The organism is Vibrio ichthyoenteri ATCC 700023 (genome assembly GCF_000222605.1).
GTDB classification, from domain to species: Bacteria; Pseudomonadota; Gammaproteobacteria; order Enterobacterales; family Vibrionaceae; genus Vibrio; species Vibrio ichthyoenteri.
This window is the reverse complement of record NZ_AFWF01000222.1, coordinates 1-24,075: the sequence shown is the minus strand read 5'-3', so window position 1 is coordinate 24,075 and position 24,075 is coordinate 1. Positions and strand designations below refer to the sequence as shown.

Annotated in this window: 20 protein-coding genes and 1 pseudogene; 10 read left to right on the top strand and 11 right to left on the bottom strand. The window is 44.0% G+C overall.

The genetic code is table 11. The annotated features are described in order from the left end of the window. Positions 1 to 120: 120 nt before the first annotated feature. The 7 genes and pseudogenes from RH85_RS16120 to RH85_RS16090 form a co-directional block, all read left to right on the top strand. Positions 121 to 2,463: a hypothetical protein gene (locus RH85_RS16120; protein ID WP_006713768.1), complete on the top strand. Its 2,343-nt coding sequence runs from the start codon at positions 121 to 123 to the stop codon at positions 2,461 to 2,463. Beyond that, positions 2,457 to 4,868, top strand: a complete 2,412-nt coding sequence (locus RH85_RS16115; RefSeq protein ID WP_006713767.1) for a hypothetical protein — start codon at positions 2,457 to 2,459, stop codon at positions 4,866 to 4,868. The genes RH85_RS16120 and RH85_RS16115 overlap by 7 nt, the downstream gene beginning before the upstream one ends. A gap of 10 nt (positions 4,869 to 4,878) precedes the next feature. After that, positions 4,879 to 5,409, top strand: a complete 531-nt coding sequence (locus RH85_RS16110) for a hypothetical protein (RefSeq protein ID WP_006713766.1) — start codon at positions 4,879 to 4,881, stop codon at positions 5,407 to 5,409. Then, positions 5,409 to 6,776 (top strand): tyrosine-type recombinase/integrase, encoded by a 1,368-nt coding sequence (locus RH85_RS16105; protein ID WP_006713765.1) that lies wholly within the window; start codon positions 5,409 to 5,411, stop codon positions 6,774 to 6,776. The genes RH85_RS16110 and RH85_RS16105 overlap by 1 nt, the downstream gene beginning before the upstream one ends. Before the next feature lie 280 nt (positions 6,777 to 7,056). After that, positions 7,057 to 7,935, top strand: a complete 879-nt coding sequence (locus RH85_RS16100) for a hypothetical protein (protein WP_006713764.1) — start codon at positions 7,057 to 7,059, stop codon at positions 7,933 to 7,935. A 5-nt stretch (positions 7,936 to 7,940) separates the two neighbouring features. Continuing rightward, positions 7,941 to 9,182: a hypothetical protein gene (locus RH85_RS16095; RefSeq protein WP_006713763.1), complete on the top strand. Its 1,242-nt coding sequence runs from the start codon at positions 7,941 to 7,943 to the stop codon at positions 9,180 to 9,182. A gap of 369 nt (positions 9,183 to 9,551) precedes the next feature. Continuing rightward, a pseudogene (locus RH85_RS16090) lies at positions 9,552 to 10,181 on the top strand (magnesium chelatase subunit ChlI family protein); the annotation flags it as partial. Between the two features lie 75 nt (positions 10,182 to 10,256). Here RH85_RS16090 and RH85_RS16085 read toward each other — a convergent pair. The 6 genes from RH85_RS16085 to RH85_RS23190 form a co-directional block, all read right to left on the bottom strand. Continuing rightward, positions 10,257 to 11,237: a DUF2860 domain-containing protein gene (locus tag RH85_RS16085; protein ID WP_006713761.1), complete on the bottom strand. Its 981-nt coding sequence runs from the start codon at positions 11,235 to 11,237 to the stop codon at positions 10,257 to 10,259. A 527-nt stretch (positions 11,238 to 11,764) separates the two neighbouring features. Next, positions 11,765 to 12,367: a thiol:disulfide interchange protein DsbA/DsbL gene (locus RH85_RS16080; protein WP_006713760.1), complete on the bottom strand. Its 603-nt coding sequence runs from the start codon at positions 12,365 to 12,367 to the stop codon at positions 11,765 to 11,767. A gap of 34 nt (positions 12,368 to 12,401) precedes the next feature. Then, entirely contained in the window at positions 12,402 to 13,388 is a 987-nt protein-coding gene (locus tag RH85_RS16075; RefSeq protein WP_006713759.1) for a serine/threonine protein kinase, read from the bottom strand. 54 nt (positions 13,389 to 13,442) lie between these two features. Beyond that, the gene (gene ccoG / locus RH85_RS16070) at positions 13,443 to 14,861 is read right to left on the bottom strand and encodes a cytochrome c oxidase accessory protein CcoG (RefSeq protein WP_006713758.1); all 1,419 of its coding nucleotides are present in this window, start codon (positions 14,859 to 14,861) and stop codon (positions 13,443 to 13,445) included. Between the two features lie 301 nt (positions 14,862 to 15,162). Further along, the gene (locus RH85_RS16065; RefSeq protein WP_006713757.1) at positions 15,163 to 15,429 is read right to left on the bottom strand and encodes a YihD family protein; all 267 of its coding nucleotides are present in this window, start codon (positions 15,427 to 15,429) and stop codon (positions 15,163 to 15,165) included. A gap of 179 nt (positions 15,430 to 15,608) precedes the next feature. Beyond that, positions 15,609 to 15,776: a hypothetical protein gene (locus RH85_RS23190; protein ID WP_086027082.1), complete on the bottom strand. Its 168-nt coding sequence runs from the start codon at positions 15,774 to 15,776 to the stop codon at positions 15,609 to 15,611. A gap of 411 nt (positions 15,777 to 16,187) precedes the next feature. Here RH85_RS23190 and RH85_RS16060 point away from each other — a divergent pair, with 411 nt between their 5' ends. Then, positions 16,188 to 16,985, top strand: a complete 798-nt coding sequence (locus RH85_RS16060) for a sporulation protein (protein ID WP_006713756.1) — start codon at positions 16,188 to 16,190, stop codon at positions 16,983 to 16,985. Between the two features lie 86 nt (positions 16,986 to 17,071). Further along, the gene (gene trhA, locus RH85_RS16055) at positions 17,072 to 17,725 is read left to right on the top strand and encodes a PAQR family membrane homeostasis protein TrhA (RefSeq protein WP_006713755.1); all 654 of its coding nucleotides are present in this window, start codon (positions 17,072 to 17,074) and stop codon (positions 17,723 to 17,725) included. Here trhA and RH85_RS16050 read toward each other — a convergent pair. The 5 genes from RH85_RS16050 to def form a co-directional block, all read right to left on the bottom strand. Beyond that, positions 17,722 to 19,167, bottom strand: a complete 1,446-nt coding sequence (locus RH85_RS16050; protein ID WP_006713754.1) for a TrkH family potassium uptake protein — start codon at positions 19,165 to 19,167, stop codon at positions 17,722 to 17,724. The genes trhA and RH85_RS16050 overlap by 4 nt on opposite strands. Before the next feature lie 13 nt (positions 19,168 to 19,180). Continuing rightward, the gene (gene trkA, locus RH85_RS16045; protein ID WP_005597349.1) at positions 19,181 to 20,557 is read right to left on the bottom strand and encodes a Trk system potassium transporter TrkA; all 1,377 of its coding nucleotides are present in this window, start codon (positions 20,555 to 20,557) and stop codon (positions 19,181 to 19,183) included. Between the two features lie 159 nt (positions 20,558 to 20,716). Then, positions 20,717 to 21,997 (bottom strand): 16S rRNA (cytosine(967)-C(5))-methyltransferase RsmB, encoded by a 1,281-nt coding sequence (gene rsmB / locus RH85_RS16040; protein ID WP_006713753.1) that lies wholly within the window; start codon positions 21,995 to 21,997, stop codon positions 20,717 to 20,719. A 122-nt stretch (positions 21,998 to 22,119) separates the two neighbouring features. Continuing rightward, complete coding sequence (fmt, locus tag RH85_RS16035) at positions 22,120 to 23,067, bottom strand: methionyl-tRNA formyltransferase (protein WP_006713752.1); 948 nt, start codon at positions 23,065 to 23,067, stop codon at positions 22,120 to 22,122. Between the two features lie 18 nt (positions 23,068 to 23,085). Further along, a complete protein-coding gene (gene def / locus RH85_RS16030) occupies positions 23,086 to 23,595 on the bottom strand; it encodes a peptide deformylase (protein WP_006713751.1) in 510 nt (169 codons plus the stop codon). 170 nt (positions 23,596 to 23,765) lie between these two features. Here def and RH85_RS16025 point away from each other — a divergent pair. Beyond that, the coding region (locus RH85_RS16025; RefSeq protein WP_006713750.1) for a hypothetical protein at positions 23,766 to 24,075 on the top strand (310 nt) is incomplete at its 3' end.

Sequence of the window (24,075 nt, the reverse complement as noted above, 5' to 3'; positions counted from 1 at the left end):
ATTCATATTAAGTTGTTGAATGTTATTGGATTAAATGTGTTTTAGCACCTTTTCTTACATTGACAAGAATTACTCTGACAACTAATCTAATTTTGAGTTGTCAATTTATGAGGTTTGGTTGTGAATGTAAAAACACTAAATGAGCTTTCTTTATTAAAAACTGCACTGTCAGTCGAATACTCTAACTACCTAGCGCTTGCTGCTGAATCCTCAGTCACCCCAACGTCTATACAACCAACATTGAATCTTTATGCAGCTTACTGCTACTTGGTTAAACAAGGTAACTACAGTGCATTGGAAATACTGAATGATTCAAGCTCACTTAATGCACACTTCCAGTCGCTCATTGGCTTTGTTTATAACTATGATGATACCACTATCAAGCATAGATATAAGATTGGTAATCAACTCAAAAATCTTTTCTGCTACATTGCGCAAGATAAACATTTAACTCTTGATGAAGTAAAGCTTTCGAGTTTAAAAATCACAGAAGACGTTTCGACCTGTCTAGCTCAGTTCAGAGAGCTTAATATAGATAAATCAAAGTCTGACTACCTTGATGGTTGGCGGGTGTTATCAAAAGAAGGCAAAGAACATGAGGCTCATCTGGATACGCTTTATGTTAATTTTGGTGAGGCGTTTACCAACAAGGTTCATCTTGCTCTAAAAAACTATGCTTTTACACAAAAATCATCATCTCTGACCCACGCATTAAAGGGACTCAAAAAACTTTTTGTAGGTATCTCCACTGTTTATACCGACCGAGACGGGCTGACAATAGAAGCCCTTTTAAGCCGTAATCATGTGCAGCTATTCTTCCATAAGGTGTTTAAAGTGCTATTTGTGCGCTCTCAAGCAGCCGATAACTGCCCAAAAGATTTTCATGCTAAGTGGCGAAATACCATTAACTATTATACCGAGTGCTTTATCAACACGGGTGTTTTTGCTGAGCCTCACAAACCATTCATCGTTCCAGACTGGAAAGACCCAAAAGATGCAGCACCCACCTTTTCAATTGGCGGCAATGCTACGCAGCCAGAAAACCTTCGATGGTTTGCTAACATTCCACTCAAAATTAAAGATGAAGAGGCTGTTTCAATTATTCAGCAACGTGTAGAGCGAGATATGGCGCACATCAGGCATGTGTGTCTCTTGAAATTTTATGAGCTTTTAGAGCGAGAGAAGAGAAATAAAGCATTTCAGAGCACAGGCTTAGTTAAACCATTGAGCGGCACGCTAGGCAATAGAGAATATACGAACTTTGTCGGTGAAGATAAGTTAGATAATACAGTAGCAACCTTTTATGCACATGGCATCGCTGCAAAAGACGCTAGCTATCTATCATTTTTGGGGTTTTACGGTAACGCTAGCCAACTCAAAACAGAGTTAAATTTACCAACCAAATCAACACTGAACGTTCTTTTGACGCTGCTTGTGATAGAACATCCTTTGATAACACCTTCTTGGTTAGCAAAATGGGACTTATTTGATGTAAATGGCAATATGGTGGGCTATAAGCAAGTTGGTAATCAGCACATTGCGGTCAGTCACAAATCACGCAAAGGGTCTACCAATGCGCAGCAAGAAGTAGTGCTCAATGAGTTTTCTAAATCTATAGTTGAGTTCCTGATACAGCATACTCGCATGAGCCGTGAATACCTGAAGCAAAAAGGGAATGTGAATTGGCGAAAGATGATTTTGACTGCAACCGCTACCAATGTGATAAGTCCAAGCGATCTCAATAATACTCTTCATTCGGCAAATGATTTTTATAATTGGCTTCAAAGTGAAACACTCTTTGATAAGAGCAGCGACATAACCTTGGAAGATGCCCAAGCCATTTCCGATATCCATTCGTTACGTTCCATTAGACGACACCGAGGCTTTCAAATTTATTTGGAAACACGCTCAATGGATGCCGTTGCCGAGGCGCTTGGTCATGAAAAGAAAGACGTAAATCTACTGACCTCTTACCTCCCCAAACCACTCATGGACTTCTTTAATGCACGTTGGATACGTCAGTTTCAGAACGCCATTTTGCTTGAAGCCATGAAAGACTCGGTGTACCGACTAGATGCTGTGAACATGAGCGCTCAGGACATCGAAGAGTTCTTGAATAATCACGGCATAAGCAACATTCCAGAGCATTTCGACCACGGTTTTGTTCAAAAGACCGCAACTGATAATGAAACCTCTGAATCCTTAGTGTTCGACCAGTTGACATACACTATCTCGACATCACTTTTGCAGTTGTTGATGGCGATACGCTTTGTTGTTGAGAGCAGTGATGATGAGGACTCTTTTTTAGATATTGTGGCTCACTGGTATCAATCAGCGGTGTTTGTTTTAGATACCCTGAGTTCAGGCAAGCATAGTGCGGATGATGATTTGATGGGAATGCTTGATATTGCCACCAAGAACAAACTAGATACTGACTCGATTAAGGGAGCGCTGCTATGTTAAGTGTTGCTATCGACAATTCCTCTATTGCTAACCTCATTGAAAACATCCAGGAAGACCATTCGGTTCTAAATGGTTTAAGCGCCGAGACTCTTGAAGAAATTATCAATTTCTCAGTAGCAAATGATGACTATCGAGCATTAGATATCATCACGAATATCCATACTGGCATCTACGGTTACGATGACAGACAGCCTGAATGGTTAGAATCCAGCTTTCCTGAAAACAAGTGGGTACTAACATTTGGCAAAACCCCAAAAACGATACATTGGGACTCGGTTTACTTAGATGACGGTAAGAAACTCACGGATAAAAAACACCAAAAGCTGTTAAACAGCTTTAAATACTGGATTACGGCAGCAGATAATCCACTTGAAAACGGTGGGAAGGTTATCAGTCCAACAACTGCTTGCCGCAAAGTTAACAAAGTTATCGCTCTCATCAATGCGGTCTTGTTGCACTCAAAAGAATTGAAGCTAGCAAAATATCACCTTCTGAATGTGAATGATGACTTTTGGTTGAACATCTTGACGAAAGTCGCCGAACACGGAAATTTTCAAGGTGTGTATGAAATTGATAAACATACCAAGGTATTACTTAATAACGCTTCTCAAAGCATTTCTGATACGGACGCACAAACATTTAAAGAAAATTTCCCCTACATTACACAAGACATTGCGCAAGATGAAAGTTTCTTATTTCTAGCAGAGAGAGAGAAGGCGTGTGCTTGGCTTTTTGAGCAAAGTTATTATCACTCTGGAAAATACATAAAATACACTGGCAACGGTGCTGTGCTGGGTGAGTTGTTGTTTAAAGGTAAGATGCTTTACCACGACATCAATATTCCCAACTACGCAGAACTTCACCTCAAAGCGCCAAGGCGAAACTCAGAGTATCGAGCGGTTGAGAATAAAGACACCTCAACAGGCACTAATCAACGGACTATCTCAATATGGATTGAAACAATTCGATTGATTCATACCAACCTTGAGCGTGAAGATGCGGCAACCCCTTCAATCTTGTCCGAGCGTGTCAGCTCAGGTCACATTAGCCAGTTAGTTAGCTTAAAAAAAGCAGGACGCACCCGCACCTTGCCGCCTACCTTTGTGTTTAATTTAATTCGTCAGTGCTATGAGTTTGCCAAAGAGCATCTACCTATAGAGGAAGGCGTTGTTACTTTACTGGATGAAACATTAACACTGCTATCTAAAGCAAGAAGCAAATCTGCTGCAACAAAACCCAATACACTCCGCCCACAAGAATCCACCCGAGCTTGGGATGAAGAGTTGCATCGAGAGATGTCTGGTTCGGAGCGAGGTTACTGGTTTCAAACGGAGGCAATCAACTGTCTGAGTAGTGAATACCTCAAAAAAGGGGTAACGCAGATTCAAGGCTTTGCAGAAAGTGTGGAAAGTCGCTTTGAGCGGATTCGAGCTAATGAGAGCTTGTTTGATTTGTTCTCTGTACTGCAAGGCGCAATGCAAGTCTTAGTGGGTGCAATCATGGCTCGAAGACAAGATGAATTAATCAAGTTGAAGTCACATGGCAACCTTTCACCTAATGTAAGTCCCTTTTCAGAAGCGGGTGCAAAAACAGAGTACAACCTGATATTTAAGGTAAAAAAAACGGGCTCAAAAGGGGTGAACGCAACAATAGAAAGACCTATTCCCTTATCTATCGCAAGGTTCATTTGGCAACTGGAGCAATTTAACATCAAAGCGAGTGAGTTGAGGTTATGCAAAGGAAAGTTATCTTTGTTTAACAACCTCAATTCAAAGTGCTCGCAGTTAAGTCAGGTTTCTCACAATACATATAATGCTCACCTTGATGCCTTATGTGATTACTTAGAAACGGACTTGGTGGAGTACGATAACGGAGAGTATCGCCGTAATTATGTCCGTCAGCACCAATTGAGACGCTTCTTTGCTATGGCGTTCTTTTGGTCAAAAGGATTTGATGGAATGGATGCTCTGCGCTGGATGCTCGGACATTCTGATATGGAACACTTATACCATTATATCTCTGAGTCGGAAACTGGGGCGGTTCTAAATGGAGCTAAAGCTAGTGTAATTGTTCGTGGCGTGGTCGATTCCACTTCTGAACTTGCGAAGCTAGAAGGAATCGAAGAGGTTCGCAAAATCATTGCAGAACGCCTGACAGGTGATAGTTCAACACCCATCACGATAGAGTCAGTGAGTGAAGCCGCAGAAGATTACGATGATGAGTCTTATCTAACCGTCCCTCACATAAGCCAACTTCAAAAAGAGCAGGACATCGAAACAGAGGTTATTCAGCTTTTAGAGGAAGGTCGAATCACGCTTGAGCCAGAGTTCTTCACCATCGAAGATGATGATGGAAATACAACTCAAACTTTTAATCTAATTTTAAAAATCAAAGACCTCGATTGAGGAATGGGCAATGAAAGTGTTAGAGAAAAACCAAACTAAGATACTTGAAACAGAAAAGCTGTTGAAGGAAATCATCACAGCCCCAACTGAGTTTAAAAATGATGAAGAACTATTAAAGGCGCTCAAGTCTCAATCTGGTATCGCTAAATACCAGAATCAAGAGCGTAATATCACATCATGCTCATTAAACACGGTCAAAAGCATCTCAGAATCACTTCTGGAAAGAGGCTTCTTATCATTAGATGAACTTCGTATAAATGCAAAACTGGCGATAGAGGCTGCACGTCTCGATGAGAAAGCTTCCAAAGGCAACAAGCAAACCGTCGTGGGTTTAAAGCACAAAGTTTCTGAGCTTGAATCGGAGCTGGATGCAGCGCAGCGCAGCAATTCTTTACTGACCGTTATGGTTTCAGAGTTGCGTTCTAGATTAAAGCAACTAGCGAATCATGAAGGAACAGTAGAAGAACGACAGGAGCTTTATCGAGAGCACAATAGGAAGATTGAAGCGCAGATGAACTTCACTTTGAATGGAGAGCTATGATGGCGGTTCGTAAGCTTAAAAACTTTGAGCAATGGAGTCATCTTGGGTTTGATGGGAAGCTTGTCTTTCGTAAGCCACTGGATATTCCTTTCGTAACCTACAGTAATCATACTCCTTGCTATGAAGCCAATGCCTACATCCATAGTTTGATGGTGAGAAACTTAAAAAGTGACACTATTCGAGGATATGCCCACGATATCATCCACTTGGTTCACTTTATTGAAAAACAGCCATTATTGAGCCAATTTAGTCAACTTACTGATGCAACATTCACTCTTTTCATTCAATCACTACAGGCGGAGAGAACACCACTTGGCGAGCTAAAACGCAAGAATAACTCCGTTATAAAGATTGCGCATACCTGTTTGGATTTTTTGCAGTTTATCCAAGAGTTTCATGATTTGAGTGCTTTCATTGGCAAAGATAAAGGTAACTCAATTCAGATACTTGAGAAGCATTACAAACGCAAACAGGAAGGCTATAAAGGGTTCATTGAAGGCACTAAAATTACGCATTCTGCTGTACCAACTAAAGACGAGATAAAGAAACGTCACCCTGTTTCGGAAGATGATGCGTTGCGTGTGTGGGAGTTTATAAAAACACAGAAAAATAAAGATAAACGCAAAAGGGACATGGCGTTATATACTGCAATGGAACAACTTGGCGCTCGTGTAACGGAGCTTCATTTGATTAAAATGAGCGATTATGAAGAAGCGAGACGTACAGGTATGCTCACGCTTACCACTTTAAAACGTAAAGACGACAATGCCACTCGAAAGATACCTGTTCCACATCTTTTGTTATCAGTGATTGCGGATTACATCAAAGTTCGTAAGAAAGTCATGAGGAAGAAAAAAAACCAGCATGATTATCTGTTTGTCAGTTTAAAAACAGGTTTACGCTTATCCGCAGATTCATGGACAACTTACATTAACTCATGGAAAAAAGAGCTTGGTATCGAGGGAGAGTTACACCCGCACTTATGGAGACACGCATTTATAACAGATAAGCTCAAAGAGCTTATTCTTGCCACTAAAGAAGTGAATGATAAGGACGATTTCCGAAAGCACTTACTTCACACGCAAACGTTTAAAATGCAGCTTCAGCAGTGGACAGGTCATACGAATCTTAGCTCTTTAGATACTTATATTGATCTCGCATTTGCAGATATTCACGGCTACACAGAGGTTTATAATGCAGTATCTCTAAAGTCGAGTGTTGATTTGGCAAAGCGTCAGATTGAGCTGTTAGAAGAGCAGATAGCAAGGAAGGAGTTAACGCCTACAGCAGCACTTAGTGAAATGAAGAAGCTATTGGTTGCTTTTCAATCTGATATAGATAAAAGCATTGTATCTTCGGCACAGTAAAAGCCCATCACCAAGCGGTCATGTAACTCGTTTTTGGACAAAAATGAGTCAGTTACTAAGCAAAGCTGTATTAGTTGAGGTATTGCAAACCTTGTGGCTATCTAAAACTAACGGTTTTCGCTTAACTAAAGGTTGATTGTTCTCAAAGCAATATTTAGGGCACCTACTTTCCTTGATCTGGGTTACACACGATACTCACCAATCTGCACATCCATATTCACGGTGCGTTGTAAAAAAATGATATAATTCGTCATCTTACATATCTTCATGGGGTAACAAAGTGCCAGAATGGATTCTAAAGCTTGTAACAGCAATAACTTCAGTTAAGACAGCCTTAAAGCTATTTGTTTTTGTGTTGTTCCTAGTGTTTTTTTGGAGCTTCACAAGTGCTTTCATGGCTTCAAAAGGACTACCAAGCGAATACATTCCTTACATACTCATGCTGACCGCTTACAGCCTTTCCCATATATCCATAGAGCTTTTATATTGGCTCAAGTCTTGGAACAAGAGTAGAAGAGACAAAAATGAAGAATCGCGTCTGCACGAACAGGCACAAGAGGCTGCAAAGAAAGAAGCCCAAGATAAAGCCTTGGCATTTAGACGAGAAGTAGAATCAACACTACCCCACCTTGAAAAGGGTCATCTGTCACTACTCGAAAGCATGTTAAATGATAACGTAGCTTTACATAGGAGAAGAGACCCTGCCCAACACTTCGAAACAACTGGTTACATCCTTGCTATTGGTAGGAAAAGCTTCCAAGAGCATGTATACAAATTACACCCCACGGTAAGAGAGTGTTTGATTGAATACCTAGCTAAAGTTAGGGAGCAGAGTTTGATGGAGTTTTCTAAAGACCTGAATGAAAACCAAAAAGGATTTTTACGAATTTTCTTTGAAGAAGTGATTCCTTTTGGTGTACCAGAGCAAGAGGAGAAGATGCCCTCTGCCATGTTCAATACTCATTACAGCATGGTCACCAAAGATATTGTTAACAAAGATAATAGCTCCTTCACTCTCCCAGAAGATACCAGAGACCAACTTCTTCATGATGGTCACTTCGAAACCTGCTTTCGGACTGTAGCTAATTTGGATAACAATTTTATTCTAGCGACCGCCTCACGAGGTGGTATGGCGATAGGTGGTTCAATAAGAAGGTAGAGCCAATGTCAGATAACAAAAAACTATCTCAAACTAAGTTATTCAAAGCTGCAATAGGAGTACCGATTTTAGGCTCGCTAGCACTGGGTTACGTGCTCCAAACCTATGAAGATGCGCCCAAGCTACTAGCTGACTTCTGGACTACCTTCAAGATTCCTATGACTATCGCCTCTTTGAGCATTCCTTTAGTTGCGTGGGTAACGGCTAACCACCGTTCAGAGCAGACAATGAAAGGATTAGAGTTACAAAAAGACAAACGTCTTTATGAAATGTATTACGAGCAACAAAAGCATTTTGAAAAGGTCATGGGAAGACGGGTAAACAATGCGAAGTTCAAGTACATCACTGAGGAAGATTTACCTGTAATTTTCTCAGAACTGTACGAGTTCAACCGCATTCAAGAAAAAGGCGAAGTCACGTTAAAACCGACTGCTGTAGCGGAAATTAATAGATTCATAACTGATACGGGTGAAATCCTTTATAGCTTTTATGAGCATTTCTCAGAGCACAAAGAAAAGAACCCTGACCAGAGACGAGTTTTAGATAACTTCATTCAGCAAATGTACACACTCCTACAAAATAACCTTCACAAGCTAAGTGATGATATAGGGGTAAAGTTCATTGACTTGTCAGATTCTAGCGTGGAAATCTTTAGTAGAGCTTACTCAGAGGTTTTGCACCTCGCATATTACATGGGTGACGACTTCAAAGAGGTATGGGATGTACCGCCAGAAGAAGACGGAAGCTCTAGAGACCAAAACATACTAAATACTTTCAGTGCAATTGAAGAAGTTATTCGTGGTCATATGGGTGTAGTTGGAGAGGCGAGCTTTACCAACCTACAGTATGACGTGTCATCTAGAGAAGTTATGAAGATGTTCAATGCGACACCATTACAGAATCTCGTTAAAGAGTCATGTCAGAAGTTACTGGAAGACCTAACCAATCGCTTTGAGTTTGACGACATAGCCGTAGTTGAAGGTAAATACGAAAAATTCCAGTTCCCTATGAGGGAAGAACTACCAACACTTGAATTGTGGTTTGATGAAATCTCAGATAGTGAGGGTGATTTAGTGCTAACTGCACCAGACAGCGAGCATAGAGCTAGATTCACTATCCTAGATGAAAAGGTTGAAGTTGATGGAAAAGAACAGACTAAATACACCATTGATGACGATATGGGTGAGAAGTTCATAAAGCTATCTTTACAATCTCTTAGCTCTGTTTTTTGTAGTTCGGCAGACTAACTTTGATAAAACCTACAGACTTGTAGATGTTCTAGGGTTAGAAAAAGTAAGTTATTGCACCACTTTATCTGCGCTATTAATAGATTTAACTAAAACGTTTTGGGGCATAACTGTTTTAGTTGGTAGTTTCGCTCTCCATCTGAATTCTGTGATTGAATCAGTTGTTGCACCTGACGATTAAGTGAATACTCATTCATGGGAAGGGCTAAGTGAAGAAGTCAGATTGAACGGATAACATAGCGACTTGCTCGACTAAATAGAAAAATGAATGACCTATCTTTCCGCTAGCATCTGAAGCGATGCGCTCCACTAACTCGGACAACACTCACAACATTCAAAGCCTCAAATTGACAATATTTATTACTCAAACTCAATATTAGGAAAATGCCTGAGTTTGAACGCAAAGTGCTGGATGCGTTACGCGAGCCGCTGGAATCTGGCGAGATTATTATTTCACGCGCACAGGGCAAAACCCGTTTTCCGGCTCGCTTTCAATTGGTTGGAGCACTTAATCCAAGCCCAAGTGGCCATTACGATGCCAAGCAAAGTCACGGCAATTCTCAGGCTGCGTTACGTTATTTGGGTCGTTTGTCTGGGCCGTTGTTGGATCGTTTTGATATGTCGTTAGAAATCCCAGCCTTGCCGCAAGGTACTTTGGCCTCTGGTGGTGAGCGAGGTGAGGCGACGGAAATGGTGAAAACGCGAGTCGAGCAAGCTCGTGACAAGATGCTTACGCGCAGTAGTAAAGCCAATGCTTTGCTGGGTAGTCGTGAGATCGAGCGTTATTGTCAGTTGAATAAGACCGACGCGCAGTTTTTAGAGCAAGCGTTGCATCGTTTAGGGCTATCAGTGCGGGCTTATCATCGCATTATTAAAGTGGCGCGCACCATTGCCGACTTGGCTGGAGAATCAGACATTACCCGTGCTCATCTTGCAGAAGCGTTGGGGTATAGAGCGATGGACCGACTGATGCGTCATCTGCATGCGCAATCAGTGTAGGGTTATTATCTTTTCGCTTGCAGGCACAAAAAACCCACCATGATGGTGGGTTTGCTTTGTCGTTAATCAGCCAGATTAGAATTGGTAGTTCATACCCACTGACATGATGTAATCTTTCTTATCGTAGAAGTCGATGTTTGAATCGCTGTTGCTGAAGCCTACTAGCGAAATCAGTGACCAATCTTGCCAATCCATGATGTTTGCGTATTCGTAAGCGGCAAATAGGCTGAATTCATCATCTTGACGAGTTTTATTAAAAACTGCGTTGTTTGCATCGTAATCACGCGTTTTGAAACCACCGGTTAGGGCAAACTGGTGACGGTCTAAAAGCTTGAAGTAGCTTAGCTCTGCACCGTAGCCAGTGAATGAGTTCGCATCGCCGTCAGCATCTGAACTGATGTAAGACAGACGTGGTGTTAGGATGGTTTGTTGATCCAAGAACAATTTGTAATCAGTTTTGAAAATGAACGCGTTTGAATCACGACGTAGGCTGTCCATATCATTAGGTTCGCGCGCTGCGCCTGACTTTTCATTATCAATGTCTTTAGTTGCGTATGCCATATCAACTGTGAACTTAGAACCTGCAATGTTCTCAAGCTTTAGACGGTATGCGTTGCCATCTTCATCGGTTGTTTGACGATTTTTTGCTTGGTATGGGTCAGCCCAAACTTCACCAGACATGATGGTTGGTAGCATAGAGGCATTGATGATCATGCCCGATGCTAGTTGGTATTTATAACCCAGTTCAAACGCCAGTGTACCTGTTGCGATATCTTCACGAGAAGTACCCGCGTAAAACTGTTGGTTTAAGCCGTTACCAAATGTGTAAGCAACGTTACCTAGTGGCAGAATTAGTGCACCAGAAACTGCGTCACTTGGCGCGCCTAAGTTGCTGTCGATATTTTTGTTGTCATCATGAGTATTCAGGTTTGACTCAGTTGAGTAGAAACCTGTGCTGATTGACACTTCACCACTAAAGCCTGCTTTATCAGATAGTTGAGCAAAGCTTGAGCCACTTACGATAGCAAGAGCTAGTAAGCTGTATTGTAATTTCATGTATTCATCTCTCCGCGCAACTTACCGAACCGACATGGCTTCGCTTGGACAAAAAAGTGATCAATAAAAGAGTGTAGTGCAACAAATTTGATCAATCTGCTCGATATTCCAAACGGCTTATGGGGTTGTGTAATTGCATATTGTTGTTTTATTCGGCGCGGATTTTACTATTTTTTTTCGGCTTGGCGAATCTATTATTTTCCAATAATGCATTATCGGTTGTTATTTATTTGCCAGATGAGCTATTGATGGCTTGTATGGTTGTTATTTTGCCACTGTTTATGTTGTCGGCTACGTTCGTTCTCTTTTTACACAAAAATGCAACAAGCAGTAGAGAAATTGTTGTTATGTTAAGCTGCGTTGAATGTTGTCAGCATCATCAATGGGGCGCAATTGACTGCGGTGTTTGATATTTTAATCATGAGGTTGTCATGATTAAAATAATAGTGGCTAGATCGGTTGGATTAAATAAAAAGGGAGCTAACGCTCCCTTATAGAAATGAGTTCAATGTCGCTCTAAATGACGCTTATTTTAGTGTCACTAGGTAATTAACCAACGCAAAGTATTGGTCAATACTTTCAATTGATTGTGCTTGAACTAGGTACTTATTGTTGACGACGACCGCAGGAACGCCAGTTAAACCAGCATCTTGAAATTGTTTGTCGTAACGGCGTGCCATAGAGTCAACCGTAAAGCCGTTGTATGCCGCATCAAATGTTTTCGCATCGATGCCTTCATCAAGGAAGATTTGGCGCACTTCTTCTGCACTGTTTGGTGCTTTACGCATGGTTTGAATGCGGTTAAACATCACTGGAGCCATTTTGTCTTCAACTTTAAGCACCACCATCGTTGCGAAAGCTTTGTTGAGCTCTTTACCCATCGCGCCGCCCATCAGAGATACGTGCGCTTTGTTGAGCTTAACGCCTTCTGGCAACTGCGCTTTTAGTTGGCGAATGATTGGGTCAAAAGTTTTGCAGTGTGGGCAGTAAAATGAGAAAAACTCGGTGACCGTTGGTTTTTTTGATGCTTCAAGATCAAGAACCTTGTAGTGCTCACCTTCAGAAAACGGCGCTGCGTGAACAGAAAGGCTCAGCAGTAAAGTGGTTACAAGTGCAAACAGCTTTTTCATTATTATCTCCATATTATTTATTATTTTTTGAGCGTTACCATTGTGGCATTAGAGTCAATGGTGCTTCATTCAACGCCGCAATTTGTTCTTTAAATGCCAGTACCTGACTTTCCCAATATTTTGGATCATCAAACCAAGGAAAGGCAATTGGGAAGGCGGGATCCTGCCATCTTTTTGCCAACCATGCCATATAATGCACCATACGTAGACCGCGCAAAGGCTCAATTAGTTTCAACTCATTCATATTGAAATCGCTAAATTCTTGGTAAGCCTCAAGCAAAATATCAAGCTGCATAGTTTTGTCGGCACGATCGCCGTTAAGCAACATCCATAAATCTTGTATTGCAGGGCCGTTACGCGAATCATCCAGGTCGACAAACATCGGCCCATCACGCCATAGAATATTGCCCGGGTGACAATCCCCGTGCAGGCGAATGATTTGTGATGGTGTTTGCCAATGCTCTTCTAAGCGGCTGATCAGCAAATCAAGGTCGCTAAAAAAGGCATTCTCAAGGTGCATGGGGATGAAGGTCGATTGCTGCAGCAATTGACGTGGTTGATAGAGATATTCGTCTAAGCTTAATGTTGGACGGTGCACAAATGGCGTGCGTGACCCGACTTTATGGATGCGACCTAAAAATCGCCCAACCCCTTCTAGTTGCTCAAGATTATCCACTTCAAATTGACGTCCACCAACGCTGGCAAATAGCGCAAATAAATAGCCTTGGTAAAAGTGTAATGTCTTGCCATCAATACGACATGGCGGTGCAACCGGAATGTCTGATTCAATAAGCTCTAAAGTAAAGTTGTGCTCTTCTTGAATTTGCTCACTCGACCAACGTTCTGGGCGGTAGAACTTCACCACATAACGTTGACGTTCTTCGTCGGTAAACTGATAAACGCGGTTTTCATAACTGTTGAGCGGTAAAAATCCCGACTCAGCTCGAATCCCGATACTTTCCAGTGCATACCACATGAAATCTGGGGTAAGCGCATCAAAGTTAAAGGCGGTTTCTGACATAAATTAAAGGGCTCATTACTGAGCCCTTACCGTAAATTAGGGGCGAGGGCAGCTTTATAATTTTTTGATAAATCTGCTTTCTACCGAAATGGTAAATTGTTCACTGTCGGACAGTATAAACTGTATTGTTGAAACAGGAGAGCTGAGATTGTCCGCTTGCATACCCAAACTCATTGGCAGTGTTAACACTTCTCCTGGTGCGACGGTGACGCTTTGTTTTCCGTACCAAGATACGTCATCAAGTCCCGTTACACTCAGTTTATATTGCTGTGATTGCTGAGTTTTATTGATGATTTTTAAGGTATAGGTATTTTCAATTTCACCCGAGCTGTTTTCTCGATAGAGCTGGCTTCGGTCGCGTAGAACATTCATTCCCGCAGGGTCCACACTGGCAATTTGGACAAAGAACAAGCCGGTGATCAGCAGTAATACCGCCCCATAACCCAGCAGTTTAGGCCGCATTATTTTGGTCGATTTGCCAGACAGTCGATGTTCCGTGGTGTAACTGATTAAGCCTTTTTCATAGCCCATTTTATCCATGGTTTGATCACAAACATCGATACAAGCACCACAGTTAATGCATTCATATTGTAAGCCATCGCGAATATCAATACCGGTTGGGCACACCTGCACACATAAATTACAGTCAATGCAATCACCCAAGCCTAAGGCTTTGTGATCCGTTTTGCGTGAGCGAGGGCCGCGGTTCTCTCCCCGCTGGCTATCGTAGCCGACGATAAAGGTGTCTTTATCAAACATTGCCGATTGAAAGCGCGCATACGGGCACATGTGAATACACATAATCGAACGCATCCAACCAGCATTGCCATAGGTACAAATGGCAAAAAACATCACCCAGAACACTGGCCAAAAACTGGCATTGAAGGTAAAGAAGTCGACGACTAGCTCACGGATTGGTACGAAGTAGCCGGTAAAAGTAAAACCGGTGGCGAGGGCAATAGCAAACCAAGCTAGGTGTTTAAGGGTCTTTCGGATGATGAGGGAGCGAGTCAGTTTGCCTGAATCTTGTTTGCGGCGCTTATTGGCATTGCCTTCCAGTTTTTCTTCAAACCAGATATAGATAAACGTCCATACCGTTTGCGGGCATAAGTAGCCGCACCAGACTCGACCCAAAAAGGTGGTGATAAAAAACAGACCAAAGGCGGCGATCACCAGCAAGGTTGCGAGTAGAGTCAGATCTTGCGGATAAAGCGTGGTGCCAAAGAAGTTGAATTGTTGATTGCCAATATCGAGCAGAATGGCTTGGCGTTCAGCAAAAGGAATCCATGGGATTAGGGCAAACAGCAGTAATAAAAACCATCCGCCATAGCGACGTAGCAACTGGTAGGTGCCTTTACTTTCGCGAACGTAAATGCGGTTACTGGGATTAAAGCGATCGCCTTGGGTTTTATGGGTTTTGGGATTAAACGTTTTGGGCGTCACATCTTTAATGTCAATTTTATCCTGACTCATTGCGCTTCCTTTTGGGCGATGTAGGTGCAATTTCTTTTGATCGCACTCTGGTTGTAGGTGAAGTCAGGCTCAATAAAATGAGGATACAGGTCGTTGATTAAGCCCTGAGTACTTCTGATCTTGCTCGGTAGACTGTATTTTTAGTTTAGGTGTGAAAGTATACAATTAATAACAATTCTATTTCTTTGACAACATTAACTTTTAACAATAATTGCGGTGGTTATTTATCTGGAATCGGGCGTAGGTCGATCTCTGGGTAATAAAAAAGGCAGCCTGAGCTGCCTTACGGTGTTTGATTGGATTACTTAATGATGCCGCGAGCACGAAGGATGGCGGTTTTAAAGTCATCTTCCTGGTCTTTTTTCAGACCTGGGATCATTTCATCTTTGCTGCTGTTGCGCATTTTAAGATGGTAGATAAGTACGTCGTCCGTCAGATCTTCAAGTGGACCTTGGTAACCGGCTTCTTTTGCTAGCTTAACCAAGAACTGCAGCATGTTCATTTCTTGGTCTTTTTGCCACTCAGGGCCTAGAAGCTCGAGCAGCTCTTCAATTCGATGGCAATTCATCAACTTTCTCCACAATAATTATAATGATTTGTCGATAAAGGTAACAAATGCGGGTGGGAAATAGCAATCATGATTAACACATGATAGTGAAGATTTTGGCGTGATAATGGTAAGTAGATTAGCGTAAGTGGCGATGTTGATACGACAAAGAAAAAAGCGCAGAGATCTGCGCTTTTTAATTATGCCGCCTTGATATGCTCTGTAGGAGTAGGAGCCAAAATGGTGTTCTTCTCCACAAGAGTCATGCTAGGCGAAAGTTTTTTCGCGACAGGCGCAGCGGCAAAACCACTACGACGACGCATTGCACTACGGTTAGTGTGCGAAAACCTGACGGTAGTTGGGCGCATCTATTTACCGAACTGTCAGGCATATCCATTGCCGATGTAATGGCCTACGGGGACATGAGTTGAGCTTCATTGCTGAAGTTTGGCTCTTTCTGGCTCTCGCCAATCCAAATGCCCGAGTAGGGTTAATGATATGCAAAACATATCAAAGATAGGTTAGCACCAAGCGATATATTGGTCGATATCTAATCACTTTAAAAGATAGCGCTGTCACCTAATTTTGGCGCTTAATGCATGATTTAACGCCTTAAATTAAACAATATGTGATGCAAGCGAGATCTTGCTATGACAAAGCGTGACTGGTTAACAGGCAATTTATGTGCGATCGTCTATAGAGATAAAGAGAGAACGCTTTTGCACTATTAACGTACCAATGATTGTCGGTGTGAATGATGCGTTTCATGGAGGATTAAGATGTCATTTTTTAAGAAGACCCTAGCCAGTTTTGGTATTGGCTCCGCGCAGGTAGATTCGGTACTTAAGCAAGAAGTGCTTTATCCAGGGCAGAAGGTCAATATCACCATCCATGTCTATGGTGGTGCGACAGAGCAAGAGATTGATAATATTGATCTTAAACTCTACTGCCGCTATATCAAAGAAGTGCCCGCTGATCACAATAAAAACCAGCAAACTGCCCATCGTATGCGCCGCATGCCACAAAACTATCCTCTTGCAACATGGAGCTTGCCTTACGCTTTTACCATTCACCCCGGCGAAGCTCGTGAGTTTGAAGTTGAACTGGATGTGCCGTGGAATACTCCAGTCACTATTGGCGATTCAAAAGTGTGGCTTGAAACCGGCTTGGATATATCGATGGCTAAAGATCCGAGTGATACCGACATCGTCACGGTTCGACCTGAGCCGCTGCTTGATGGGGTACTTAGCGCTTTGGAGGCACAAGGCATGCGAATTCGCCAAGTAGAATGTGAAGCGGTGGAGGGTTTTGAGTTGCCCTTTGTACAAGAGTTCGAGTTTGTGCCGACGACTGGGCCTTATCATGGCCGTTGGCGTGAGTTGGAGCTTGTTGCCCATCGCGGTGAAGAGCAATTGAAACTGTGGTTTGAAGTTGATCGTCACCGTGAAGGAGCCAAGGGTATGTTGGCCAGCTTATTGGGTGTTGGCCAACTGAAGCGTGAATTAACCATTCCGCTCAACGCAGACCCGAGCGACGCCGGTCAACAGGTACTCGATTATCTCGAATCGACCTGTTAAGACCACGGATTATAATTTGAGCTTACACGTGTAAGCTAAATGTGACATACTCAGGTTGAAATGTTCATACACCTGAGTAGATTATTATGTCTGGAAACAGCAGCACGGCGTACAGTGTCAAAGAAGAGATCGCCAATACCATCACCCATGCCATTGGAATGGTGCTGGGCATCATTGGCTTAATCTTATTGTTGCTTAAAGCTCATGCCTACCATGCTGATAGTCTGACCATCGCTAGTTTTAGTGTTTATGGTGCCAGTATTATCGTGCTGTTTCTTGCTTCAACGCTGTATCACGCCATTTCTTCACCGAGTGCCAAGCGCGGATTAAAAACCTTCGACCACTGCGCGATTTATCTGTTGATTGCAGGTAGCTATACGCCGTTTTTATTGGTCAGTTTACGCACACCTTTAGCGATTGGTTTGATGGTGGTGATTTGGGGAATCGCCCTGATTGGCATCATCATGAAAGTTGCGTTTGTTTATCGTTTTAAGCGTTTGTCATTGGTGACGTACTTATTGATGGGGTGGCTATCATTGGTGGTCATTTACCAATTGGCCCTGCATGTACAGTTGGGTGGTTTGATTTTGCTCGGCGCAGGAGGGGTGATTTATTCGCTGGGGGTGATCTTCTATGTCGCCAAGCGCATCCCTTACAATCATGCCATTTGGCATGGCTTTGTATTGGCAGGATGCGCCTGTCATTTCTTAGCGATTTATTACTACGTGACGCCGGTTTAACGACGCCAGAAGGCTGGGAAGAACAGCACCAAGATGGTTAATATTTCTAGCCTTCCCATCAACATACCGAAACTCAATATCCATTTCGCCGTATCAGGCAGTGAAGCAAAGTTACCGGTTGGGCCGATATGTGCCCCCATACCAGGGCCGACGTTAGCGACGGCCGTCACCGCACCAGAAATACTGGTGGTTGGGTCAAGGCCAAGTGAGCTTAAGCAACCCGCAACAAAGATAATTGTCAGGAAGTAGACCAGACAGAAGGCCACCACGGAGCGCACGATGTCGTCGTTCACCGGGCGCTGGTTATAGCGCTGAACAAACACCCCTGATGGATGTACCAATTTCATCATCTGCTTGTGTAGCAAGGTCATGGCGATCTGGATACGGAATATTTTAATCCCGCCCGAAGTCGAGCCCGAACAAGCTCCGACCATTAATAAGAATGCGAAGATTGTGGTTGGTAATGCGCCCCAAGCCGTGAAATCTTCCAAACCAAAGCCGGTTGTGGTTACCACTGAAACAATGTTGAACATCGACACGCGTAACGCATCTAATACCGCATAATCGTTGTGGATTACCAACCAAGCGCTGACGATCAGACTGCTGCCTAAGAACAGGTAGGTAAAGCCGCGAACCTGCGCATCCTTGAGTAAAATACTTGGATGGCGCTTAGTTAATGCAGAAACAAACAGTAGGAAAGGTAAGCCACCTAAAAACATAAACAGCGTCGCATTCCAATGAGCGCTGTGTGAGAAGTGATTCATTGAACCATCCGAGGTTGAGTATCCCCCGGTTGATAGCGTGGTAAAGGAATGGTTAATGGCCTCAAACATTGTCATGCCAGAGAGCAAGAAACCAATCATGCATAGACCGGTGAGGATCAGGTAAACCAGAACGATGTTCTTCGCGACGGTTTTGGCGCGTGGGCTACTTTTGTCTGACCAATCGGATGATTCCGTTTGGAACAACTTCATACCACCAACGTTAAGCATTGGTAGCACCGCGACCGCCATCACGATAAAACCAATACCGCCGAGCCATTGCAATATTGAGCGCCACAGCAAGATACTTGGCGCCATATTGTCGAGTCCACTCAGAACCGTTGATCCGGTTGTGGTGATACCAGACATGGTTTCAAAGTAAGCGTCGGTAAAGCTGATGTGGTTGATAAAGACAAATGGCAGTGCCGCGAAGGCACTGGCAATGGTCCACACTAGACTGGTGATAAGGAACATATCACGCACACTGAGTTTAAAGTTGGCGGTTCGGCCTACGGATAAACAAAAGAAAGCGGCGACATGGGTGATTAATAACGACTGACCAAACTCAATAAAACCCGAGGTGCCAGAAAAGAATGCCACAAGTGTGGGTACGTACATGAATAGGGCGAGTTTAGACAGCACTAACCCTATTACGAACAGTACGGGACGAAAGTTAACCATGTTACATCATGCCTTAGAGGAAAAACGGGCTCGGCTGGAAGAGTGCTTCTACATCCGGAACGTACTTCTTATCCACTAAGAACATTACCACGTGATCATCCTGCTCGATCACGGTGCGGTCATGAGCGATCAATACTTCATCACCACGCACAATTGCACCAATGGTGGTGCCTGACGGTAAGCGAATTTCGCCAATCGCGCGACCCACGACTTTTGAGGTGGTTTCATCACCGTGGGCAATGGCTTCGATGGCTTCTGCTGCACCACGACGCAGAGAAGATACGTTAACGATATCAGCGCGACGCACGTGGGTTAATAAGGCTGAAATGGTGGCTTGTTGCGGCGAAATCGCGACATCAATCGCGCCACCTTGCACCAAATCCACGTAGGCACCACGTTGGATCAGTACCATTACTTTTTTGGCGCCCATACGTTTGGCCAGCATGGCTGACATGATATTGGTTTCGTCTTCGTTGGTGAGAGCGATGAACACATCAACTTGGTCGATGTTTTCTTCAGCCAACAATTCTTGGTCAGCGGCGTCGCCACAGAATACGATGGTATTTTCAAGCTCTTCAGATAGGCGTTCAGCACGTTGATAACTGCGCTCAATCAATTTCACGCTGTAGTTTTGCTCTAAGCGTCTTGCCAAGCTCGCACCAATGTTACCACCACCAACAATCATGATGCGGCGGTAAGGTTTTTCTAGGCGTTGTAGTTCACTCATCACCGAGCGAATGTGGTTACTGGCGGCAACGAAAAAGACTTCGTCATCGGCTTCAATAATGGTCGTGCCTTGCGGGCGGATTGGACGGCCTTGGCGGAAAATCGCCGCCACACGGGTATCAATGTGCGGCATGTGTTCACGCAAAGCAGAAAGGGCATTACCCACCAGTGGGCCACCGTAATAGGCTTTGACCGCCACTAGGCTGACTTTCTGTTCGGCAAAACTCACCACCTGCAGTGCTCCAGGGTATTGAATTAAGCGTTCAATGTAGCTGGTGACCAATTCTTCTGGGGCGATAAGGTGATCGACTGGCACGGCACCAGATTGGAATAAAGCTTCTTTTTCAGCGAGGTATTGAGGAGAGCGTATGCGGGCGATGCGGTTAGGAGTATTAAATAAAGAGAACGCGACTTGGCAGGCTGCCATGTTGGTTTCGTCGGTATTGGTGACCGCGACCAGCATGTCGGCATCTTGCGCCCCTGCTTCTCTGAGTACATCCGGATGGCTTGCGTGACCATTGATTACCCGTAAATCATATTTATCTTGTAGCTCGCGCAGGCGATCGCTGTCTTTATCGACGATGGTGATGTCGTTGTTTTCGCCAACAAGGTTTTCAGCTAGTGTGCCGCCAACCTGACCTGCACCAAGAATGATGATTTTCATATTCTTATCTCATTTTACTGCTGATATACCGGCAAATATGTGGCGTATAAATGCTGTTTGCCAGACATGTTCGGTATAGAGCTTTTTTCAATGCATTGAAAATAATAGTGAAGCTGGCAAAGTGCAAGCTTCACTTTCATTACTCCGCGTGATGGCGTGTTATGCGCGCTTAGTCATCACTGCGTAGTAGAAGCCATCCATATCTTCTTCACCCGGCAGAATTTGACGGCCTGGGTTTTCGATATCAGAACCTTGCAGCTCTGCATTGGCAGTACGAGCAAGGAAGGCTTTGACCTGATCTTTGTTCTCTTGCGGTGTGATAGAACACGTTGCGTAGACCAGTGTGCCGCCAACTTTTAGCTGTTGCCACATTGCGTCTAGGATTTCACTTTGCAGTGCCGCTAGCGCTTCAATATCGTTAGCACGACGTAGCCATTTGATGTCAGGGTGACGACGGATTACGCCGGTTGCTGAACATGGTGCATCAAGTAGGATGCGATCGAATTGCTCACCTTGCCACCACTCTTGAGGGTAGCGAGCATCACCACAAATGACATCAGCGCGAAGTTGTAGACGCTCAAGGTTGTCATAGACGCGGTTTAGACGAGTTGCATCACTATCAATCGCAACCACTTCCGTATCAACGGTGTGCTCAAGAATATGTGCGGTTTTACCACCAGGCGCGGCACAACAATCTAGAATTAGCTCGCCATCTTTTGGTGTTAGGTAATCAACCGAAAGCTGCGCTGCTGCATCTTGTACTGATACCCAACCTTTATCAAAACCCGGCAGCAGAGTGACATCGCAAGGGGAATCTAGCTTGATAGCGTCTGCAGCGTAAGCATGTACGCTACAACCGATCTCAGCTTGTTGCATCAGTGCTACGTACTCATCACGCGTGTGGTGCTGGCGGTTGACGCGCAGCCACATTGGCGCTTTGCTGTTGTTCGCTTCAACGATGTTTTCCCACTGTTGTGGGTAGTGTTCTTGCAGCAGTTTTAGTAACCAACTTGGGTGACCGTATTTACCTGCGTTGTGGCTAACGGCAATTGCATCAAGTTCTTCTTGGTTACGTAGGTAGTTACGTAATACCGCGTTAATTAGACCGCGTAGGCTTGGGCCACGGAGTGTTTCCGTGCCTTCTACCGTTTCGGCAACCGCTGCGTGTGAAGGAATACGCATGAAGCTCAGCTGATAAATGCCCACCAAGATCAAGTGGTGGAACACACGCTTTTTACCTTTTAACGGGTTCTCCATTAGCTCATTAGCAATAGATTCAAGACGCGGTAAATAGCGCAACGCGCCGTAACAGATCTCTTGAAGCAGTGCGTGGTCGCGTGGGCGAATGGTTTTTTGAGCCGCAGGAAGTGCGTGTGATAGTGAGTGACCTTTGTCTACCACTTGGAATAGGACGTTGGCAGCAGCAGCGCGAACATTCATGGTGAATACCTTAAATTAGATGGGGACATCTCTGTCCCCTAAAATGTACTGACAGTCATGCGACTGCGATTACGTGTTTGTCATGGTGAAGCGAGTGCACTATGTTATTAGTGCGCCACTGATTAATTCAGCTGGCTACCCACTTCAAACCAAGCGGCACGTGAGTTCAAGATGTCTTGAACTGACATGGCTTTCTTGCCTGGAACTTGCAGTTGTTCCAATACCAGCACGCCGTTACCAGTGGCAACATAGATACCAGTTTTATCTGCTTGGATAATAGTCCCAGCAGGCTGATCACAACTTTGATCTGCAACACGGCTTTGCCATACTTTGATGCTGTTTTCCGCAACTTCAAAGTGGCTCATTGGCCATGGGTTGAAAGCACGTACACAACGCTCGATGTGCGCTGCGTCGTCATTCCATTCAATACGCGCTTCTTCTTTGCTGAGTTTTTTGGCGTAGTTCGCCAATTCATCGTCTTGCTTTACTGCCACAGCAGTACCAGCTGCGATGTCGTTTAAGCATTCAACTAGCGCCACCGGGCCAAGTTCGGCCAATTTTGCGTACATTGAAGTACTGGTGTCTGTTGCTTCAATCGGTAGCGTCGCCACTTTTAGCATGTCACCAGTATCAAGACCGATATCCATCTGCATAATAGTCACGCCAGTTTCGGCATCGCCCGCCCAAATTGAACGCTGGATCGGCGCGGCACCACGCCAACGTGGCAGAATTGAACCGTGTACGTTAATACAACCGAGTTTTGGTGTATCAAGCACCACTTGCGGTAGCAATAAGCCGTAAGCAACCACAACCATGATGTCAGCATTCAGATCGGCTAGCTGTTGTTTCGCTTCATCTGATTTGAAGTTTTCAGGTTGATAAACCGGAATGTTGTGTTCAAGTGCAACATTCTTCACCGCGCTGGCGGTCAGTTTTTTACCACGACCCGCTGGGCGGTCGGGGTTGGTGTATGCTGCAATAACTTCGTGCTCCGAAGACAACAACGCCGCCAAATGAAGGGCGGCGAAATCCGGAGTACCAGCAAATACAATACGTAAAGGTTTGCTCAAGGTACCTTCCTTTTGAATTTATTGTTTCTCGTTAAAACGTTTGATCTTAGCCAGTTTGTCTTGAATGCGCTTACGCTTTAGTGGCGATAAGTAGTCAACAAATAGCTTGCCTTGTAGGTGATCAAGTTCATGTTGAACACAGATTGCCAATAGGTCATCTGCTTCAAACGAGAACTCCTCGCCGTCACGATTCAGTGCTTTAACGGTAACTTCTGCTGCGCGAGGCACAAGGGCGCGAGCACCAGGTACAGAAAGACAACCTTCTTCAATGCCGTCTTCACCGCGTTTTTCGATGATTTCAGGGTTGATAAGAACCATTGGCTCGTCGCGTGTCTCAGAAATGTCGATCACGACAATACGCTGGTGGACGTCAACTTGTGTCGCTGCAAGGCCAATGCCTTCTTCGTCATACATGGTTTCAATCATGTCATCGACGATTTTTTGAATTTCAGGGGTGACCGCTTCGACAGGTTTTGCCACTGTGCGAAGGCGATCATCTGGGAATGTTAATACTTGTAATACAGACATATACACTCGATATATTGATTTGTGCCGAATCGAGATAAACCTCGTTGGCTCAATTCTAGACATTTTATAGGGCAAATGACAGCATCATTACGCTTTTTGAACTTCAAATGTGCCGATAAAGTAACCATTTTTACTTCGCTGTTCGCCACGAAAAACATAAGGATTGAGGTATGTATCGAATACTACCTGCGATGGTTTTCGTTGTCATAGCAATGCTTTCTGCCACCCAATCGCAAGCAATCATACGATTTGAGCCGCCGTTACTCACCGTCAAAACCAGTCATAGTGGCGTTGAGAGCAACGCGTGGCATAAGGTGGCTGGATACTTCGCACACACTAAGCGTGATCTCGTCAATTTACCGCTATCGTGGTGGTTAGGCGATACAGTCAGCGTTAATAAGCCGCGTATTAACTTAACCCCCCAAGTTCGTCAATCTGCCGCGAAGTTACCTGAACTACGATCAAGCTCTGTTACGGTTC

Bases quoted from the DNA above. Each gene is read 5' to 3' on its own strand.
- RH85_RS16085 (WP_006713761.1), bottom strand. From the start codon at position 11,237: ATGAAATTACAATACAGCTTACTAGCTCTTGCTATCGTAAGTGGCTCA.
- RH85_RS16060 (WP_006713756.1), top strand. From the start codon at position 16,188: ATGTCATTTTTTAAGAAGACCCTAGCCAGTTTTGGTATTGGCTCCGCG.
- ccoG (WP_006713758.1), bottom strand. From the start codon at position 14,861: ATGAGTCAGGATAAAATTGACATTAAAGATGTGACGCCCAAAACGTTT.
- RH85_RS16065 (WP_006713757.1), bottom strand. From the start codon at position 15,429: ATGAATTGCCATCGAATTGAAGAGCTGCTCGAGCTTCTAGGCCCTGAG.
- RH85_RS16075 (WP_006713759.1), bottom strand. From the start codon at position 13,388: ATGTCAGAAACCGCCTTTAACTTTGATGCGCTTACCCCAGATTTCATG.
- def (WP_006713751.1), bottom strand. From the start codon at position 23,595: ATGTCTGTATTACAAGTATTAACATTCCCAGATGATCGCCTTCGCACA.
- RH85_RS16080 (WP_006713760.1), bottom strand. From the start codon at position 12,367: ATGAAAAAGCTGTTTGCACTTGTAACCACTTTACTGCTGAGCCTTTCT.
- rsmB (WP_006713753.1), bottom strand. From the start codon at position 21,997: ATGAATGTTCGCGCTGCTGCTGCCAACGTCCTATTCCAAGTGGTAGAC.
- RH85_RS23190 (WP_086027082.1), bottom strand. From the start codon at position 15,776: ATGCGCCCAACTACCGTCAGGTTTTCGCACACTAACCGTAGTGCAATG.
- RH85_RS16050 (WP_006713754.1), bottom strand. From the start codon at position 19,167: ATGGTTAACTTTCGTCCCGTACTGTTCGTAATAGGGTTAGTGCTGTCT.
- RH85_RS16115 (WP_006713767.1), top strand. From the start codon at position 2,457: ATGTTAAGTGTTGCTATCGACAATTCCTCTATTGCTAACCTCATTGAA.
- RH85_RS16105 (WP_006713765.1), top strand. From the start codon at position 5,409: ATGGCGGTTCGTAAGCTTAAAAACTTTGAGCAATGGAGTCATCTTGGG.
- RH85_RS16110 (WP_006713766.1), top strand. From the start codon at position 4,879: ATGAAAGTGTTAGAGAAAAACCAAACTAAGATACTTGAAACAGAAAAG.
- trhA (WP_006713755.1), top strand. From the start codon at position 17,072: ATGTCTGGAAACAGCAGCACGGCGTACAGTGTCAAAGAAGAGATCGCC.
- trkA (WP_005597349.1), bottom strand. From the start codon at position 20,557: ATGAAAATCATCATTCTTGGTGCAGGTCAGGTTGGCGGCACACTAGCT.
- RH85_RS16095 (WP_006713763.1), top strand. From the start codon at position 7,941: ATGTCAGATAACAAAAAACTATCTCAAACTAAGTTATTCAAAGCTGCA.